This is a genomic window from Amycolatopsis sp. NPDC021455 (assembly GCF_040640995.1).
Taxonomy (GTDB): Bacteria; Actinomycetota; Actinomycetes; order Mycobacteriales; family Pseudonocardiaceae; genus Amycolatopsis.
Map to the genome: position 1 here is coordinate 61571 of NZ_JBFACT010000007.1, position 17898 is coordinate 79468.

10 protein-coding genes and 3 pseudogenes are annotated in these 17898 nt (G+C 65.8%); 6 read left to right on the forward strand and 7 right to left on the reverse strand.

The window, feature by feature from the left end; all coding sequences use genetic code 11:
* The first annotated feature begins 41 nt into the window (after positions 1-41).
* Positions 42-1321: pseudogene (locus AB0G28_RS12525) on the forward strand (alpha/beta hydrolase fold domain-containing protein).
* Positions 1322-1981: 660 nt separating this feature from the next.
* Here AB0G28_RS12525 and AB0G28_RS12530 read toward each other — a convergent pair.
* Complete coding sequence (locus AB0G28_RS12530; RefSeq protein WP_361087050.1) at positions 1982-2737, reverse strand: recombinase family protein; 756 nt, start codon at positions 2735-2737, stop codon at positions 1982-1984.
* Positions 2738-2902: 165 nt separating this feature from the next.
* On the opposite strand from AB0G28_RS12530, the pseudogene AB0G28_RS12535 reads away from it, so the two are divergent.
* A pseudogene (locus AB0G28_RS12535) lies at positions 2903-3063 on the forward strand (transposase); the annotation flags it as partial.
* Positions 3064-3305: 242 nt separating this feature from the next.
* Positions 3306-5885, forward strand: coding sequence for an ankyrin repeat domain-containing protein (locus AB0G28_RS12540; RefSeq protein ID WP_361087053.1), 2580 nt, complete (start codon positions 3306-3308; stop codon positions 5883-5885).
* Positions 5886-6130: 245 nt separating this feature from the next.
* Here the strand turns inward: AB0G28_RS12540 and hppD are convergent, their stop codons facing one another.
* The 3 genes and pseudogenes from hppD to AB0G28_RS12555 all read right to left on the reverse strand — a co-directional run bounded on the left by hppD (position 6131) and on the right by AB0G28_RS12555 (position 10227).
* Positions 6131-7306, reverse strand: a complete 1176-nt coding sequence (hppD, locus tag AB0G28_RS12545) for a 4-hydroxyphenylpyruvate dioxygenase (protein ID WP_361087459.1) — start codon at positions 7304-7306, stop codon at positions 6131-6133.
* Positions 7307-7852: 546 nt separating this feature from the next.
* A pseudogene (locus AB0G28_RS12550) lies at positions 7853-9838 on the reverse strand (NB-ARC domain-containing protein); the annotation flags it as partial.
* Between the two features lie 2 nt (positions 9839-9840).
* On the reverse strand, positions 9841-10227 hold the full coding sequence (locus tag AB0G28_RS12555; RefSeq protein ID WP_361087056.1) for a toll/interleukin-1 receptor domain-containing protein: 387 nt from the start codon (positions 10225-10227) through the stop codon (positions 9841-9843).
* Positions 10228-11133: 906 nt separating this feature from the next.
* Here AB0G28_RS12555 and AB0G28_RS12560 point away from each other — a divergent pair.
* Both AB0G28_RS12560 and AB0G28_RS12565 read left to right on the forward strand, forming a co-directional pair.
* Positions 11134-11757, forward strand: coding sequence for a TIR domain-containing protein (locus AB0G28_RS12560; RefSeq protein WP_361087059.1), 624 nt, complete (start codon positions 11134-11136; stop codon positions 11755-11757).
* A complete protein-coding gene (locus tag AB0G28_RS12565; protein WP_361087062.1) occupies positions 11754-14009 on the forward strand; it encodes an NPCBM/NEW2 domain-containing protein in 2256 nt (751 codons plus the stop codon). Before AB0G28_RS12560 ends, AB0G28_RS12565 begins: the two co-directional genes overlap by 4 nt.
* 102 nt (positions 14010-14111) lie before the next feature.
* Here the strand turns inward: AB0G28_RS12565 and AB0G28_RS12570 are convergent, their stop codons facing one another.
* Both AB0G28_RS12570 and AB0G28_RS12575 read right to left on the reverse strand, forming a co-directional pair.
* The gene (locus AB0G28_RS12570; protein WP_361087064.1) at positions 14112-15617 is read right to left on the reverse strand and encodes a toll/interleukin-1 receptor domain-containing protein; all 1506 of its coding nucleotides are present in this window, start codon (positions 15615-15617) and stop codon (positions 14112-14114) included.
* 189 nt (positions 15618-15806) lie between these two features.
* A complete protein-coding gene (locus tag AB0G28_RS12575; protein ID WP_361087067.1) occupies positions 15807-16361 on the reverse strand; it encodes a hypothetical protein in 555 nt (184 codons plus the stop codon).
* Positions 16362-16465: 104 nt separating this feature from the next.
* Between AB0G28_RS12575 and AB0G28_RS12580 the strand changes: the two genes are divergently transcribed.
* Positions 16466-17683, forward strand: a complete 1218-nt coding sequence (locus tag AB0G28_RS12580; RefSeq protein WP_361087069.1) for a toll/interleukin-1 receptor domain-containing protein — start codon at positions 16466-16468, stop codon at positions 17681-17683.
* A 37-nt stretch (positions 17684-17720) separates the two neighbouring features.
* Here AB0G28_RS12580 and AB0G28_RS12585 read toward each other — a convergent pair whose 3' ends face one another.
* The gene (locus AB0G28_RS12585; RefSeq protein ID WP_361087072.1) at positions 17721-17894 is read right to left on the reverse strand and encodes a hypothetical protein; all 174 of its coding nucleotides are present in this window, start codon (positions 17892-17894) and stop codon (positions 17721-17723) included.
* Between the last annotated feature and the right edge of the window lie 4 nt (positions 17895-17898).

Sequence of the window (17898 nt, forward strand, 5' to 3'; positions counted from 1 at the left end):
CGCTGCTGCACTTCCACTTCGGCGGCTCGGTCACCGCGTCCATGCACTCCGACCGCAAGGCCGCCGGCCGCATCGCGAAAGCCGCCGGAATCCGCTCCCTGGTCGTGGACTTCCGGCGGGCCCCCGAACACCCCTACTCGCCTACCGGTGGCTGCTGGCGCAGGGCTACCAGCCGCAGAACATCGGCAGCACCGGCCACTCCATCGGCGGCACCCTCGCGATCATGCTGCCGCTGAGGCTGCTCGCCAACGGTGAACCCACCCCCGGCGCCATCGTCAGCATCTCACCGTGGACCGACCTCACCATCGCCAACCCCAAGGTCGACGAGAACGAGGAACACGACAAGATGCTCAGCCGCAACACCCTCGAGCTCTTCCGCGGAGCCTGGCTGCAGGACCCCGCCCTGGACTTCGCCGACCCGAAGATCAGCCTCGTCAACGCCGACCTGACCGGCCTGCCACCCACCGTCGTGCACTACGGCGAGTACGAGACCCTCGCCGGCGACGGCGCCGAACTCGGAGACCGGCTCACCGAATTCAAGGTCACCTCTGAAGTCCACCCGATGTCCGAAGGGCAGCACTCGTTCATCCTCGCCGCCGGCCGGTACCCGAGGTCGACCAGGCGATCGCGCAGATGGGCCAGTGGCTGCGCCGGCATCTCGGCGCCTGAACACCCCATTTCACACGTCACCGTGCCCGAGGACTACGCCGAGTCCTCGGTGTCGTCATACTTCGCGCTGTTCTCCACCATCCTCAACGGCGCGGTGCGTGTGCGGATGATCCCAGCCAACCCGTGCAACGGCGCGCGTGTGTCCAGTGGCGAGTACGACACCGAGCGGCGCGGCATCGAGATCCGCACTCCGCTGAAGGAGGTGGGTGGGAAAGTCTACAAAGGAGGCCGGAAGAGTGATGATCACCACGTCGATGGTCGCCACCGTCCGCCGACGAGGCGCGGCAACTCGCGGCCGAAGAAGGGGCGGACGAAAACGCCTGCCGGAACTCGGTTCGTGCCGTTACCGCCGGGGATCGCGGCGCTCTACGAGGAGGTGATGGACAGCCCTCTGGAGCCCTTCGTGCTGTGCACGCCGGAGGGGTATCCATGGCGGCGGTCGAACTTCCGGATCCGGTTCTGGCGGCTACGACCACGTGACCCCAGCCATGGTCAACCAGATCCTGAACGCCCTGGAGGAACGCTGGCAGCGGTCGCTGGCGTCCCTGTACCCGGGCGAGCGGGCGAAACTGGTGTCCTGGTTCCCGCACCTGAGGTCCCAGCGGGTGATCGGGCCGGGTCCGGGGGCCGTCGCCGGATCGTCGCCGACTGACAGCTAGAAGCCCCGCCCCTCCGGGGAGGGACAGGGCTTTTGACCTGCGAAAACATGTGGTGCGCGATACTGGGATTGAACCAGTGACCTCTTCCGTGTCAGGGAAGTGCAGCTTATCGGTCCACCAGCCGAAATGTGCATTACCGCAGGTCGCTGGCTCGGGTTGCTCTCCGGAGGGGCGGCTTCGATCTCATCGCGTCGGTTTGCGGTCGCCAGGGAATCGCCAGATTTGGAATAACGCGACACCACCAGTAAATCACGAAGCACTGGACCGGTCCGGAAGTGCTCTGCCGGCAGGCTGAAATTCCGGCGCATGTGCTGGCAGGCGTCGCCGTGCAGGTCACCCTCCTGGAGCACCGTCGATGTCTCCGCACCGAGCGCGGTTGACAGAAGATGAAGTGGTCGAGTGCGGGCGGGGCCGGTGCTGCTGCGGACGACGAGGTTCGTTGCCAGTTCCGCCCGCCTCGCGCCCAGTGGCTTGCCGCGGATCAGGGGCAGCAGCATCTGGGCTGCCAGCGCCCGCCTCTTCTGGAGGGGCTGGCGGACCGTGGCCAGCGGAGCGCGGTCCACGGCGCGAACGGCAGGTCATCGAAGCCGACGATGCTAACGTCGTCTGGGACGTGCAGGCGGCTCTCGTGCATCGTCTGATCCCGCCCAGCGTCATCGCCTGTCCGTACCCTTGCTGGTGGCGGAGGTTACCGTGGCGAACGTGCACGGGTGGCGCGAGATGCCCGCGGTGTCCAGCGCTGCCTTGTAACGCGCGATCCGGGCGCGGTGCACATCAGCTGCTACGGGCCGTGAGCCGCGCAGCGCTGCTGCTACATTTCTGTGTCGGGTTCGGCCAAGCTCCGGAGCGGCGTGGTCGTCGTTGCAATGATCGCCGAGTCGAAGGTTGATCTCGTCGATGAGATGGTCTTCGCGGATGTAGAGCGTCTTCGGCCGCGGCTGGCTTGCGCATTGTGTGCTGGTGTGGCCGTGGCGGCAGCGGTAGGTCGGTCGCCCATGGTTCGAGTGCGAATCCAGCTGCCGGTCGCAGACACCGCAGTGGATCAGCCCGGCCAGGGCGAACCGGCGGGCTTGGCCGTCACTGGCCGGTCGTGTCGCTCGGATCCGCTGAGCGGCGACGAAGTCCTGCTCCGTGACGGGCGGCGGATGCGCCATCTTCGCCGACAGCGCCGGCATTGACGCTGGGCCTTCGGTGCTGGCGGTGCGGCGGTTCCAGGTCTGCTGTCCGGTGTAGCGCGGGTTTGCCAGGATGACGGCGACGGTGCGTAGGGTCCAGGCCCTGGCGGCTCGGTCACTCTTCGGCCAGCCAGATCCTGCAAGGTTCTGTACAGCCTGCGGGTGAGCGCCTCGACCGCTCCGCTCCGCCCCGTGCAGGAGCACAGCCCGAACCGCGAGGACGATCTCGATCACCGTACGGATCTTGCTCTTGCCTAACCCGGCAGTGGCCACCTGCCTGCCCCGGGTAACTCCCTCGAATGGCCTAACAATGTTCATCCAGTCCGTCGCGGATCGTGGCGTGGTCGATCGGTGTCGTTGCGATTGCTGCCGGATGAGCTGTAGGAACCGACGGAGCCGTTGATCCCACGGTTCGAGCCGCGGCAGCAGGCGGTGGCACGGCCGCGCTGGACGCTCGTGCGGTGTTCACGGCGATCGTGTGCGTGCTGACCAGCGGCTGTGCGCGGCGGGATTTGCATCCGTCGTTCGGGGTCGCGTTTTGGACCGCACACCGCCGCTTCGGCAAAGGCTCCGCTGACCTATGAGCGTCATTGAAGTACTGAGGCACAAACCCTGCCCCGCCTCTCGGGGCGGCCGATAGATCAGCAGATCGGCTACCTCGTGCCCGGACCAAAGACAAGATCAACAAAGTTTCTGCATGATACCTCGTGCGGATTTGAATCCCGCTGGCTGCACTACCCGCGCAAGCCAGGGTATGCAATAGGATCTGGTCGAGGTCGGCCATCGCAGAGGAGGCGCCAGGGTGGACAGTTCAGCCCCTGAATCAGCAGGGTTGGCCGATGGCGTGCGGAAAGCCAACGCGCTGAGCGAGGAGTGTCCGAACTGCGCCTCGCGGGTGGTCTCACCTCAGCCGGAGTCCGCGGCGGGCTGGGTCTGCGCGGACTGCGGCAGGTCTTTGACGCTTTCGGCCGAGAGGGCTGACGCCGAGACCGCGCTTCTAGCGCTCCTCGACAACGAGGATCTCGCTGTCGGTGACCCCGTTGCTGCGCTCTTTCGACGTGGGGTGACCGTACGGTTCCTCCATTCGTTCAGCTCGCAGTTCGATTGTTGGGATTGGCCGACCTGGCGGGTCGTGCGCGACCTGGTGCGGCCGTCGACTGCCTCGACCCGGAACCGATACTTCGATGTCGTCGAAGGGTGTCATCCTGAGGAGTGTGGGCCGCCGGACGTGTTCGTTTCACACACGTGGTCCGCCCGATGGGGCACCGTGGTGGGTGCGGCTGCCTATGGTTGCCAAGACGGAAACCGGCGAGTTTGGCTGGACGTCTTCGCCGTCCGCCAGTGGCCGCACGGGGCTGCGGACATGAACTTCCATGAAGTCATCGGGAGATGCCGGTCGGTGCTTCTGGCAATCGATCACGATGTCGTCGAGGAGTCGAATCTTAATGATCTCGAAATACTGACGACCAGGCGCGACATCACCATCCACACGGTCATGACCGAATCCGTCCGGCGAAAACTTCCACTGGCTCGTTCCTGGTGCCTGGCCGAGATCGTATCCGCCCACGCCCACGGACGCCCGGTAATCGCCCTAATTGGGCGGTCGATCACGGACAGTTCCGAAGTCACCGGCCGTGATCTCAAATTGCCACGCCGTGGCACCGAGGGATCGTGGCATCCGGAGCGGCTATTCGCTATCTCTAACTTCGGGCTTGTGGAAAGGCTTTCCGAGCTCGTCGATGTGGAGCAGGCAGAGACCACCCTTGAAAAAGACAAGCTTCGGATCGATGCCGACATTGAGGGTTCGCTCGGCTACGACAGGTTCAACGCCGTCGTCCGTGCGACGCTGATCGGCGCGAGCCTCGATGCGCCGGTGGCCGAGTGCGTGCTTCCATTTTTGTGCGACGGTGACGACCAACAGTGGCGCCGGCGTGCGCCACAATTTGCAGGCATCGACCGCGCGCACCTGCTGGGCGCCTTCATTGGTGTCGGCGCGGCCTCGGCGGTGGCGACGTTGGCCGATGAATACGGGTACCGCCTTGAGGATCGGAGCATGCCAGCGCTGTGGATGGCGAGTGGCCGAGGACAGCTTCCCATCACCCGGACACTCGTGGACGACTACCACGTATCGGTGGAGGGCTGCGCCGGCAACGGGATGACGCCGCTGGCGGCGGCTGCCGCTGCGGGCAACCTCGACGTCGTCGAGTTCCTCCTGGCAAGAGGGGCACTGATCGACAAGCGGGCCCGCCTTGGGCGCACACCGCTCGTCAACGCCGCGATGTGGGGGCACACGCGGATTGTGTCCGTGCTCGGCCGGGCAGGCGCCGATCCCGATCTCGTCGACGCCGAAGGTTATTCGGCTCTGGCTCATGCAGTGTTCGGACGGCACGTGTCGGCCGTGCGCGCGCTCATCTCGGACTGCGGAGCGAACGTGAATCTGGCGGCGGGACCGGCAGGCTTCTCGGCGTTGCACTGGGCAGCGCGGCAAGGCGTCACCGACATCGCCGACGTACTTATCACCTGCGGCGCGGCGGTCGACGTTCGTGCCGAAGACGGAACCACCCCGTTGATCATCGCGGTGTTGAGTGGCAGCACGGAAGCGGCGGTGCTGCTAGTACGCGCCGGCGCAGCGGTCGAGGCAACCAACGACTCCGGATTCGGGCTGCTGGCCGCGGCGGTCACCTGTGGGGACCCGTCGCAGTGCCACGTCTTGGCCGCGGCGATACCCACAGTCAAGTACAGCGTCTTGAAGAATCAGCGGTTCCGGGGAAAGCACAGCGCCCTCGACATGGCCATCCTCGCCTCGGAACCGGCGATAGTGAGGGCACTTGTCGAAGCATATGCCTGGGACCTGTCGGGGCGAGCGGACGAAGGACTTCCGATCGTCTTCGTTGCTGTCATGGCCGCGGCGAGCGAGACCGCAGAAAGTCTGGCCACGCTGTCAGCAGTCATGGCCTGCGGCGCCGACCCCACCGCACGTGATGGCGCTGGTGCTTCTGTCCTCTTCGTCTGCCGGTCCGCTCGTGTGCTAGCCGTTCTAACCGGTGACCCGGTCACGAGGGAGGGCTTAGCCGCCATTGTGAACGACCGGATCGTCGACGGAAGATCTGCGCTTCATTTCGCGGCCTCGGCGGACCTCGCAGAATTCGTTCGCGCGCTCGTGAACGATCTGGGCGCGGAGGTCGATCTGCCCGGTCCTTCCGGGGCGACTCCGCTGGTCTTGGCTGTCCGGCATGACGCCACTGCCGCGGTGTCGATGCTGGTCGAGCTCGGTGCCGATTCAGGTATCGCCGCGCCGGACGGGACCACACTTCTGCAGGTGGCTGAAGAATACGCCGGCGAGGAAATGATTCGACTGATCGCGGGCCCGTCGGGGCACTGACTCCGCGCTAAATGGATGTCGCTCCTTGCTCGTGGTCGGCGACATATCGGACGAGTTGGTCGTTGGACACCACGTCGTCGTACCTGAACGGTGCCCATTCGACGTCGATCGACGTGGTCTGGGCAGCGACATTCGATACCGGGCTCCGCGTGCTTCCCGTCCTGTAGCCATAACAGCGTGCGTGCTGCGATATCTCACATCGCAGTAGCGATCCTATTAGCCTTTGCGCCGCTAGATTCTCGGCGTTAAAGGTTGCCGCGGCGATCTTGTTCGCGTTCGTTCGCCTCGAACAGCGCCTTGAAGTTGCCCTTGCCGAAGCCCAGCGAGCCGTGCCGCTCGATCAGCTCGTAGAAGACGGTCGGGCGGTCGCCGATCGGCTTGGTGAAGATCTGCAGCAGGTAGCCGTCCTCGTCGCGGTCGACCAGGATGCTGTGCTCCTTGAGCACCTCGATCGGCACGCGGACGTTGCCGATCCGGGCGCGCAGCTCGGGGTCGTCGTAGTAGGAGTCCGGGGTGTCGAGGAACTCGACGCCGGCGGCGCGCATGGCCGTCACGGTGGCGATGATGTCGTTGGTGGCCAGCGCGATGTGCTGGCAGCCGGCGCCGTCGTAGAACTCGAGGTACTCGTCGATCTGCGACTTCTTCTTCGCCACGGCGGGCTCGTTCAGCGGGAACTTGACCCGGTGGTTGCCGTTCGAGACGACCTTGCTCATCAGCGCCGAGTACTCGGTGGCGATGTCGTCGCCGACGAACTCCGCCATGTTCACGAAGCCCATGACGCGGTGGTACCAGTCGACCCAGTAGTCCATCTTGCCGAGCTCGACGTTGCCGACGCAGTGGTCGACGGCCTGGAACAGCCGCTTCGGCGCGCCTTCGGGCCGCTTGATCGTGCTCTCGCGCGGCTCGTAGCCGGGCAGGTAGACGCCGGTGTAGCGCGAGCGGTCGACCAGCGAGTGGCGGGTTTCGCCGTAGGTCGCGATGGCGGCCATGCGGACGGTGCCGTGCTCGTCGGAGACGTCGTGCGGCTCCTCGAGGATGGTGGCGCCCTGCGCGCGGGCGTGCTCGACGCACTTGTCGACGTCGGTGGTCTCCAGCGCCAGGTCGATGACGCCGTCGCCGTGCTTGCGGTGGTGGTCGAGCAGTGGCGAGTCCGGCTTCACCCCGCCGGTGATGACGAACCGGGCGGAGCCGGACTTCAGCACGTAGGACTTGCGCTCGTAGACGCCGGTCTCCGGGCCGGAGTAGGCGACGAGCTGCATCCCGAACGCGATCTGGTAGTACCAGGCGGTCTGGGTGGCGTTGCCGGCGATGAACACCACCGCGTCCATGGCCTTGACCGGGAAGGGGTCGGTCGAGGCGTCGTGGTCGACGAGGCCGACGAGCTGACGCAGCTGGTCATAGCTGACGTCGTCGTCCAGCACACGTGTTTGCTGGCTCGTCGCTCCGTGCGCTGTAAGCGTACTGTGATGGATCGACTCGGAGGTCCCGCCCACCTCTCGCAGTTGATCTTTGCGCGATTCTACACGTCGGAGCTGTAGGGCTGCTTCTGAAAAAGGGTCCCGTTGGGGCGCTTCAACCTCGCGAACCTCATCATGCTGCACGGCGTATTTGATTGTCGCCAGCAACGCCTGTATCTCAACTGGTGTCGGTTGCCGTTCGGCGTTCTCCTCACGCTCGACGTAGTGCTTGATGATCCGGCTCATCGCTGCACGCTGTTCGACTTCCGGCTCTTGCCGCGCCGCCACTTGCCTGGCGTAGAGCCGAACGAGGTCGTGAAAGCTGTATCGTCCCGGTTCGTGTTCGATTAGCAAATGGGCGGCATAGAGCTCGTCTAGCGCTCGACGGGTCGCATGGGAATCCAACCCGGTTAGGGCGGCCACCGCGCGCTGGTCGATGTCGTTGCCCGGGAGGATCCCCATGAGGCGGAAGACCCTTGCCGTCTGCTCACCGAGGGCATCGTAAGTCCAGGAGAACACCGTGGCCACGCTCACTCTGTCGTCTGTGGTGGCCAGCATTTCGAAGCGGCTGGCCTCGTTGGCCAATGAATCCGCAAGCGCGGAAAGTGGTAGCTGAGGTCGTGCCGCGGCTCGCTCGGCCGCGAGGGATAGTGCGAGGGGGAGCCCGCCGCAGTACGCGGCGACTTGCCGTGCAGCCTCCGGTTCCGCGCCGATGCGCTCGGCTCCGAGGCGTCGTTCGAGAAGGTCCATCGCGGCGGACGTGTCGAACGTCGGGAGGTCCAGCCGGTGGGCACCGTACCGGGCCACGAGGCCGCTAAGGCTCGAACGGCTGGTCACGATTGCTTGACATCCGTGCGCGCCGGGTAGAAGCGGGACGACCTGGTCCATGGATTCGGCCTCGTCTAGTAGGACGAGGATTTTGCGACCGGCGAGCGAGCTGCGGTAAAGCATCGCGCGGGCGTTCAGCGAATCAGGGATCGCAGTGGTTGGCACGCCCAGCGCCAGCAGGAACTGGACCAGGACGTCCGCTGGTTCAGCCGCGGGCGACTCACCTCGCCCGAGCTGGACGTAGAGCTGACCGTCGGGGAACACTGCGGCGGCCCGGTGGGCGCACCGGATCGCCAGCGAGGTCTTGCCGACTCCGGCCATGCCGCTGATGACCACCACTGACGCCGGGTCTCCGGAATCGCCGAGAAACCGTTCGAGGATGTCGAGCTCCCGCTCGCGTCCCACGAAGCCTGTGGTGTTTGCTGGCAAGCCCGCCGGGACTGGTGGCCGCAGGACCGCCCGTCCGGACCGCTCCTCGGACGAGGCAGGGCGGAGCGTAACGGTGATGAACCCCTGCTCCTGCACCACCACCGGCGGCGAACTGCCATGACGGACGCAGTCGCGCAGAGCCGAAGGGATGCCACTGCCCTCGCCCTCAACGAGGCGGACCCATGACAGGATGTGCGCGAGCCGAAAATTACGCTTAAGCGAATGGCCTGCGAACTCACCCAGCTCACGGGGCACACCGACCGGTAGCTCTCGGCCGAGCCAGTCGCCGGGGCTGCTGACCTCTAGCCTGTCCTCGAACAGCCGGACGTGCACGCATGCGTCGGGCCGCGAATAGTCGCGATGGACTAAGGCGTTGGCGACCACTTCCCGCACTGCGACCATTGGATAGCCGTATTCGGTGACCGCCTGGGCCTGGGTATCGCTCGGCCGCTCACCACGCTGGACGTGCCGCGCGACGAAGGCGTGCGCGGCGATGACTTGCTCCTGGATGGTGCCTTCGAAGGTTTCGATATCCCGCCGTGCCGTCTGATCGGCTCCGTGGTACCGGACGCACTTGACAATGGCCGTAGGACACGTGGATGTCGGACGGCGGCCAAAGAGAAGCATACCGGTGCGTGTCAGCTCTCTGCCGGACAACACCTCGGCCCGCTCGAGGAACTCCCAGGGGCTCAGGTCCGCGGGGTGGAGCGCCGTGGCGTCCTCGCGTAACTCGTCGCGGAACCGTTGGAGCGCGGCGAAGTCGAACACCGTCTCGCCGGTCGTCTGGTCGAGGAAATGGCGGACGCTGACATGGTCCGCGGAAATATCGTGCGTGGCCGGAGGCGCCGGGGGAAAATGCTCGCTCAGCGCCTCGAGCAAGGCTTGCAGCGCAGCGGCGGGGTCGTCGCAGTGGCGGGCGACCTTGGTCTGCAGGGCCAGCTGCTCGACGTAGGCGCTCTTTTCCATCTGTACCACGAATACCCGCGATCGGCCGCGGGAACGGCACGCTTCGACGATCTGGTGCGACCACCTGCTGCCCACGGACCTGGTAGTTCCGCATACGACGATTGGCGCCCCGGTCCCGAGGATCTTCGAGGCCGTGCCGGTCACCGACTCCCCGACTTGCACGGTCCCGCTGTGCGCGACATCGTAACCCGCGGCACGAAGGGGCGCCGCCACTTCTTCGGCGAGATGTTCTTCGCCTTCGGCGCACACAACATAGACGGACTGCTGATCCATCGTCACCTGAGTGCCGCGCAGAGGGTAACCAGTCCGCCGGCCCAATCCGAAGTCAGGTCGGCGTACTTGATGTCCGCGAGGATCGGTGGCGGTGTGCCACCGGTTAGCCGCACCGGCAGCAGGCGGATACCCTCGCCATTGAGCTGGCGGGCCAGCGCTGACATCCATTCCCGGCCCATCCAGGGACTGGCCGACCCCGAGCTCGAGAAGCAGAGCACGACGTGGGTGGTGGTGGAAAGACCGCTGCTGATCTTCTCAACGATCGAATCGCCGAGGCTGACTTCCCAAGCGTCCAGCCAGACCTCATGGCCGGTGGCACGCAGGTCCGCCCCGAGGCGCTCGGCCAACACGGCGTCGGCGTTGCGGTGGCTGATGAAGATCGCGGCCATGTCATTCCTCGCTCCCGGTGGCGCCCAGACTACCCCGTCCGGCGTCCGCGAGGCGCCGCACGGCCTGTTCGATGGCTTCGTGCTCGCTGATCAGGAGGTGGTCGGGGCAGCCGGCGGGCCTACCGTTCGGCTGCCGGCGCGGCAACGATGCGATGAGTCCGGTGATACGACACGCCTGAGTGCGATGCGGTGGAGATCTCGCTCAGCCGCGCTGGCGCCTCGATCGCGGACCATTTGATCCAGTTCGCGTTCTTCACCGATATTGGGTAGAGCATCGACATTCACCGGACCGACCTGCACCAGCACCAGCCGGGCCTCCCAATGCGCGTGCACCGCCGTTCGTCACGCGCTGTCACTCGCAGTATGGCCGACACCGCGACGATCGCCTGATCCGTTCCTCCGGACGGGTTAACTTCGGCGTCGACCCCCAGGTCCGCGAGATGTGCATTGCCGTGGCCTGCGTCAAGACGTCCCTTCTCAGCCCTGGGACATCGAGGAGGAGGTTGCCGTGATGCCGAGAACAGTTACGGCATCACGTGGGTCAATCCGGCAGGACGACCGCGACGAGGAAGCCGAGGATGTACACGGCCGTGGATTCGGCTGGTCTCGCGCCGCCTCCGCGACCGCTGACGGCAGCCGCGACACCGGCTTCGTGCGCTTGTAGTACCCGCCGGCAAGGCCGCCCGGCCAGCCCAGCGAGGAGCATCAAGACGGCGGAGTCGTGATTTCTGTTCTCGCCGGTAGCAAATTTCTTTCGCGCGACCGTTTTCGCGCGCAATGCCCTCTTTTACCACCGAAGCTGTTGTCTGTGCCAGGCGCGGCAAGCGTTGGAGTTGCGACAGATGAGTGATCGTCGCGGCGGCGCTCTGACGTAACAGAAGCCCGGTCACCCGCGACTGTGTGTCCGTGTCCGATCCGAATGGCCAGCCGGGCTTGGCACCACTGCTGGACGGCTACCAATACGATGTCTTCCTCAGCTACCGTCGGTCCGGGCCGGGCAACGTGGCCCGGTGGGTGCAGCAGCACTTCCACCGGATGCTGGAGGACTGCCTGGCCGATCAGGTCGGCCGGACTGCGGTGTACATCGACACGCGCGCCGAGACCGGCGTGCACTGGCCGACGGCGCTTCAGCAGGCTCTGGCCCGCAGTAAGATGCTCATTTCTGTCTGGTCGCCTCCCTACTTCACTTCGCCGTGGTGCCTGGCGGAGCTGGGTACCATGGCCGCTCGGGAACACGCCCTCGGCGGGGTGACTCAGCTGGTGTACCCGCTGATCTACTCCGATGGCGAAACCTTCCCTGAGGAGGCCAAGCAGCGCCAAGGCCGCCCAATGCACAAGGTCTCCAACCCCTTCCCTTCGTTCGAGGGATCCCAACGGCAGGCGGATCTGCACGACGAGACGTGTGCGATGGCCATCGAGCTGGCCAAGCTGCTCGCCCGGGTGCCACCGTGGCAGCCGGACTTCCCGGCCTGCGAAGTCCCGGCCGCTGCCCCACAGTCTCCGATCCCCTTTCCGGTGTACCAGCCATGATCTTCACGTTCACTACGGAAGAGCCAGGCAGTCCCTTCGACCGACTGTCCTACGATGTCGCGGCCCTGCTAGCCCGGTGGGGCTATCGGGTCCTGTATGTCGACTGGCGCCCGTCGGGCGAGCCGGGCGGCGTCGCCGCTCTCATCGCCGATCGGCTCGAACCGCTCGACGCCGCCCGCCATGTGAGACTTCCAGGCGGCCGCTCGGTCGACGTCATCGTCGGCGGAACCGCCGATCGGCTGCCCAGTAACCTTGAGGAGTGGGCTTGCGCATACGCTGACGGCGTCGCTGATTTCATCGAGGACTGCGCCGAGCGCTGGCAGGCAGTCTATGAGGTTGTGGTCATCCGAGGCGGGCGGCCGGGCGACCCGAGTCGGGCGATCGCCGTGGCACACCTGCCCGACGCGGTGGTGCTCGACTGCCACGGTGCCCGGGCCGCTGCTTTGAATGCCGCGAGCACGAGCCGGGATCTGCTGCCCTACGGTCGCGCCCAGCTGTCGGTGCTGCCGCTGCACGGGAACCCTGAAGACTACGAGCAATGGACGCTGCCCTGGGTGCACGCCACAGTCCGGCCCGAGCAGGTAGCCGACCTCGCCGCCGGGGACGTCCGGGTTCTCGCCGCGCTCCTGGCCAACGGGCTTGCCAGCACCAATCTGCTCGTCGCCGACCCAGCGGCCTACATATTCGCTGCGGAACACCGCGACGGCATCATGGAAGCCGCCCGTGTTGCGCGCTCGGAGCTGGCGCACCTGACTCCAGAGCACGACGACGTCGACCGAATCCTCCGGGAGTTGCTCATCGCGCATCCGACGCCGATCGCCGGCATTCGCGACGTCTTGGTGTCCGCCGTCCACCTCGGTACGTGGCTGGTGGACTTGCTTGCCGATCCCGAATTCCGGCCAATGCAAGCACGGACATCGCAAAGTGCCAACGCACCTGTCCGCAACCAATGCCCAGTTGACGGCAACTACGTCCAGTACCGCCGCGGCGGCGAGTCGCAACCGGAATGCCCGGATCACCGGGTCGCGCTGGAATCTGCTCCGTCGCCTCGTCGCGACGAGGCGGCCGCGTCGTGCGGCGCGACGGCCGCCCGAGGTCAGGGACGGATCATGACCGGTGACGCCGGGACGAGACCGGCTCCGCAACTCGGACAAGACGACCTTGACCTACTCGCTGCCCCACTGCCGGAACTCGACCCCCATGGGCTAGCCGCCACCGCGGCCACGTCGGAGCTGCAGCCCGTCGACGAGCACCTCCACGCCATGTTTACCGCCAAGCTAGACCAACCACGCTGGATGGATGCCCTCCAGGCCCACCTCCACCGCCGCAGGAGCCATGACGGCCGGGAAGCGCCGGGCACGGAAACGACGTCAGGCATTGCTGCGGGCTCGCCGCGAGGACCTGTCACGTCGGTTCGGCCTATCGGACGGACAATGCCGAAACACAATGTCCGCGATACCCGGGTCGCACTGGTCTTCGCCGTCGTCCTGGCACTGTTGGCCGGCGGCTGGTTCGTCTCCCGGCCGACGCAGAACATCAGTGCGGTGTCGGGTTCCACTGCGGCCCCAACGACCGCCGGGTCCGCGAGCGACTCGCCGACGGTGACCACCAGGGCTAAACCCAGCGTGATGCCGAACGTGGTCGGCAAGAAGCTCGCCGACGCCCAGGACGCCCTGCCGGGCATCCAGCCGGTCATCGAGGACAAGATCGACGCGACCGCCACCGACGGCACGGTGATCGCCCAGGAACCGGCGGCCGGTGCGGCGATTGGCGGCACGGTGATTCTGACAGTGGCCCGGCAGGCCCAGCTGATCTACCTCGACTCCGTCCAACCCGCGTCCGGCGAGTGGAACTCCAGGATCCAAAACGCCGACATCGCGGGCAAGAACTACCTCCACGCGCTGGGGAATGACGTGCGGCGCGACACGCCCCCCCAAGGGATTGAGTACAACATCAGCAAGGGATTCCGCCGGTTCACCGCGACCGCTGGCATTGACGACAACGCGGTTGACTCCTCTCTGAAGATCCAGATGGAGATCTTCGCTGACGGCCGCCGGGTCTTCAGCAAGCAGGTGGCCTACGGCGCGCCGACACCGATCGACCTCGACGTGAGTGGCGTACTACGGCTGGCGTTCCGGTATGCGGGGGTTTCCGGCAGTGAATGCTGTGCCACCAGCGAGCTGGTCTTAGCAACTGCCGAGTTGCTGGGCTTGCCCGCCGAAGTCCCAGCGTCGCCGACTACCGGCGGCTGACCGTCATGTGACTCGGCCAGAGGATCAAACGAAGTCGACTGAGGGTGCGTCGTCATGAGCGGGTTCGCGCAGCTGCTCGCTTACCGCTGACGAAAGATTTTCCTACCAATGGCGGAATCTGCGGAAGTCTTCCGCGTAGTCTTTTGCCGCGGTCTGGGCTCGGGCGAGTTCGCCGCCGAAAAGACCTGTGGCGAGCGGTGCCCATGACGATCCTGCGTCGTCAATCTCCGAGGAGATGATGGCGAGCATGCCGCCGCCGTAGTTGGCTTGCCAAGCGGAGCGACCAAACCACCTGGAATGTCTCACGGAAACCCGTTCTGGGTTGGCGGCAGCCCGCGCATTTTGTAGGTCTTGGGAGATGAGGCCAAGTATGACCTCGGTTCTACCGAAGGCGTCATCGTACGCTGAGTCGTCGGCGAACTGTTCGAGAAAATGACTGCGAATGACGGCATGCAGCCATTCGGCTACAGGTGTGTGGTATTTACCTTGCTGTTTCTGCTTAAAAACGTTCAGGGCGGTTCGTGGATCCTCGCCCGTCTTGGCGGCTCTAGCTACCAGGTTCGGGAGCAAATGCTGCCAGTCTTCGAATGGTGTCCAGGGATTCTCCGCGTCGATGAGCGGTTCGCGACCGCCGCCGTACCTCTTCGGAACGGTCGCGTCGACCAGTAGGGCCTTGAGATTATCCCATCGGCCCTGCCCGGTTGCGGCAAAGGCTGCCGTGAACGTTGCGGCGAGGGCGGGTGCGTGCCTGAGACCGAGCAGAGTAGTGTTGCCGCCTTGTGGCTTGAGGGCTTCGCCTGTGATGGCCTTAAGCGCCGATATCCAGGGCATGAGGGTGTGACCGTCAGCCCAGCGGGCCGCAATCTGGAGCGAGGTCACGAACGGTTCGACGAGCTGCCAGGACGCCGAGACGATCTCCGCGCAGCGGACCAACCGGTCCTCGTCGCTACCGTCGGGCAGGAGCGGCGGGTACTTCGTCTCGTCTCGAAGTGCCGTGAGGATGCCGCGGGCTTCCTGCGAGATGAGGTCATCCAGTTCGATGCGCCGCCGGGAATCGACAACCATTTCCTTGGTGAGTCGGCGGAGGGCGGCAACTCTGTCGCTGGCCTCGGCTTCCTCGACTGAGGCGCGTACGGTAGCGGGATCCGGACCGGTGGGGCCCATGATCGTATTGATCGACGTCATCAGGCTGACCATATTGGTGAGGTACCGATCGCCGAACAGGTCGGCGTAGTTGAGGTCGCCAAGCGTCCGGCCTGCGCCGAGGTCCCACGCGGGGATTTCTCCATCGTCAAAGCGGACCGGAATCAGCCAAGTTGTTTCGGGTGGGTACTGGCGAAACTCTTCGACCGCGAGAGTGAGTTCCTCGTTCATGTACGATTTCGGCTTGGCACGGGACTGCTCGGAGAAGCACGCTAGGAAGATGAGAGCCTCGGAACGGATGGCCTCGCGAACTTTCTGTCGCCACTGATCGCCCGGTGCAAGGGAGGTGCGGTCCCGCCAGTATGGGATCTGGGCGGCCGTCAGGGCGGCGCACAGTTTGTCGACCCGCTCTTCGTCTTCGCGCACGTAGGACACAAAGACGTGCTTGGCCTCACCGGTCGTCATTCGAACCATCGTAGTATTAGATCCGATCTGTGTGCGCACTGCCGCACGTGGTCACGATCCGCCAGCCCTTCGAAGGCAACATCAGTGAGGTCCGGACCGCGTCAGCGGCCAGCGTGTGGCTGTTCCGGCACCGACTGCCGCGCGCTAGCACGTCCGCGACCGCCAGGAGCCGTTACGGCGCTCGGCGGCTCAATGTGGGTAGACCAGTGCGACGAGGAACCCGAGGACATACACTACAGCGAGGATTACCGGCAGCCACTGCTCCAGATGGGTGAGCGGCCAGTACAGCGCTTTGTCCTTGCCCTCGCCGAGCGCCTGCCACTCCGCACGCCAGTACGGGGACGCGGGCAGCTGCTCCTCGAGCATCCCGACCACGATGTACTTGGCTGAGTTGAGCTGACGGTACGACCGGACGATCCAGAACCAGGCCGCGGTCTGTGCCAGGAGCAGGCACAGCGGCAGGACCAGCAGCGACGACGTCAGGAACTTCGATCCCCACAACGCACCGGCTGCCGTCAGGGTTGCGGTGTTCAGGCTCAGGAAGAACCCGTTGGCCAGCGCCCGCCGGGCGCTGATGCGGTCGGCCATTTCGACGTACATCTTGTACTGGTCGAGGATCGCGGCCTGGTAGGCGGCCTTCTCGCCGGTGTAGGCCGTCTCGTCGACCGGGGTCCACAGGCTACTGCGGACGGCCTGGACGTCGATCGGCTTCGCCCGGAAGTAGCGGGACAGGAACTGGGGCACCGGCTCACTCTAGGCTGGTCCGCGGCCGATGCGATGCTGTTGGTCGTAACACGCCGGTGGTGATCTCCGACCTGACCGGCGCGGGGGAGCGAAACGGGGGCGTGATGAATCCAGATGAGCGGTTCAATGTCTACTCGTCGGTGGACGTGCCGGCCAGCGCGCTGCCCGCCCTGCCCCGGGTGTTCGTCTCCCATCGCAACCTCGACAAGCCACTGGCCGAGGCGGTGACCGCGGTGCTGGCCCAGCTGGGCGTGCGCTACTGGTTCGACCGCGACGACGTGGACAGCCAGGCGGCCGCCGCGCTTGGCATGGTTGGTGACCAGCAGCTGGTGCACGCGATCGAGCGCGGGGTCCGACACTGCACGCACCTGCTCGGCCTGCTGAGCTCCGCCACGGTGGGGTCGTGGTGGGTGCCCTACGAGATCGGGTTCTCCCGGTCGGCGAACATCCCTGTGTCTTACCTGGTGCTGCAGTCGATCGGCTCGATGGCCGGATTGCCGGAGTACGTCCGGCTCGGTGCGAACTTCTGGTCGGCCGACGAGTTGGTGCGGTGGGCAGGCCGCCTAGCGGAGGGCCGGCGCGGCAGCGTGGACGGCTCCGTGGTCGACGGCCTGACCGGTTTCGTTCCGCGCCTGCCGCCGGTGCCCGAGGTCGCCGAGCTGGCCGCGCGAGCGGTGGCGGCCATCGAACTGCTCGCCACCCCCGGCGCCTGGGCCGCGCTGGAACTCACCCGGACCGACAGGTTTCAGTGGCTGCCCAGCACGGGCGGAATCGTTCGCGACCTGGCCTACGACCTGCTCGCGCCGTTGGCTTTCCTCGAGGTTGCGTCGGGGACCGTCAGCGCACGCGAGGAAGAGCTTCTCCGGTCGGCCGCGGCGGCGGCGACTTGGCATCGTGTGCTGGCCCAGACGACCCCGGCCTTGCCCTACGAGCCGGAGGTCGAGTGCTGGCGGTACGAGCGCTATCGAAACCCGCCGGTGCACTGGCTGCAGGGCTTGACGACCGGGCAGCTCCACGAGCGCCTGCATCGCTTCTTGATCGTCGATGACCTCGACGGTCGGCCTCGGCTGGCCACCCGTGAGGAGTTCAAGGAAGAGTTCGACAGCGTGCTGCGCGGCGGCATCACGCGGGAGGAACGCTCGCTGGGTGTCCTGCTCAACCCGCTGTTCGGGTTCACCCCGGCGAATCGACCCGTCTACTGGCGGATCCTGGCGGTTCAGTACGAGATCTACCACCGGATTCTCGGCATCACCCCGCCTTCGCGTACCTTCGACGAGACGACTTCGGCGCTGGCCAGGCACTTGGCCGACCAGGCCCGGTGAGTGAGCGAGGTCGGCTGTCCACTGTATCCCTTCGCGGTCACGCCGTCATGCGGATCAGCACCCCTCCGTTGGACATGTAGTAGTACGCGGCTGGCCCGTCGTACGCGACCGGGATCGGCTCGACGGGAACCGGCGTCTGCGTGTTCGGGGTGAGCGTTGCCGTGTTCACGGTGACCAGCCGCGGCGGTACGTTGTAGGTCCCGGCGACCAAACTG

What these genes read in the sequence shown, in the direction of transcription:
- AB0G28_RS12570 (WP_361087064.1), bottom strand. Translation starts at nt 15,617, where the DNA reads ATGACGACCGGTGAGGCCAAGCACGTCTTTGTGTCCTACGTGCGCGAA.
- AB0G28_RS12565 (WP_361087062.1), top strand. Translation starts at nt 11,754, where the DNA reads ATGATCTTCACGTTCACTACGGAAGAGCCAGGCAGTCCCTTCGACCGA.
- AB0G28_RS12555 (WP_361087056.1), bottom strand. Translation starts at nt 10,227, where the DNA reads ATGGCCGCGATCTTCATCAGCCACCGCAACGCCGACGCCGTGTTGGCC.
- AB0G28_RS12580 (WP_361087069.1), top strand. Translation starts at nt 16,466, where the DNA reads ATGAATCCAGATGAGCGGTTCAATGTCTACTCGTCGGTGGACGTGCCG.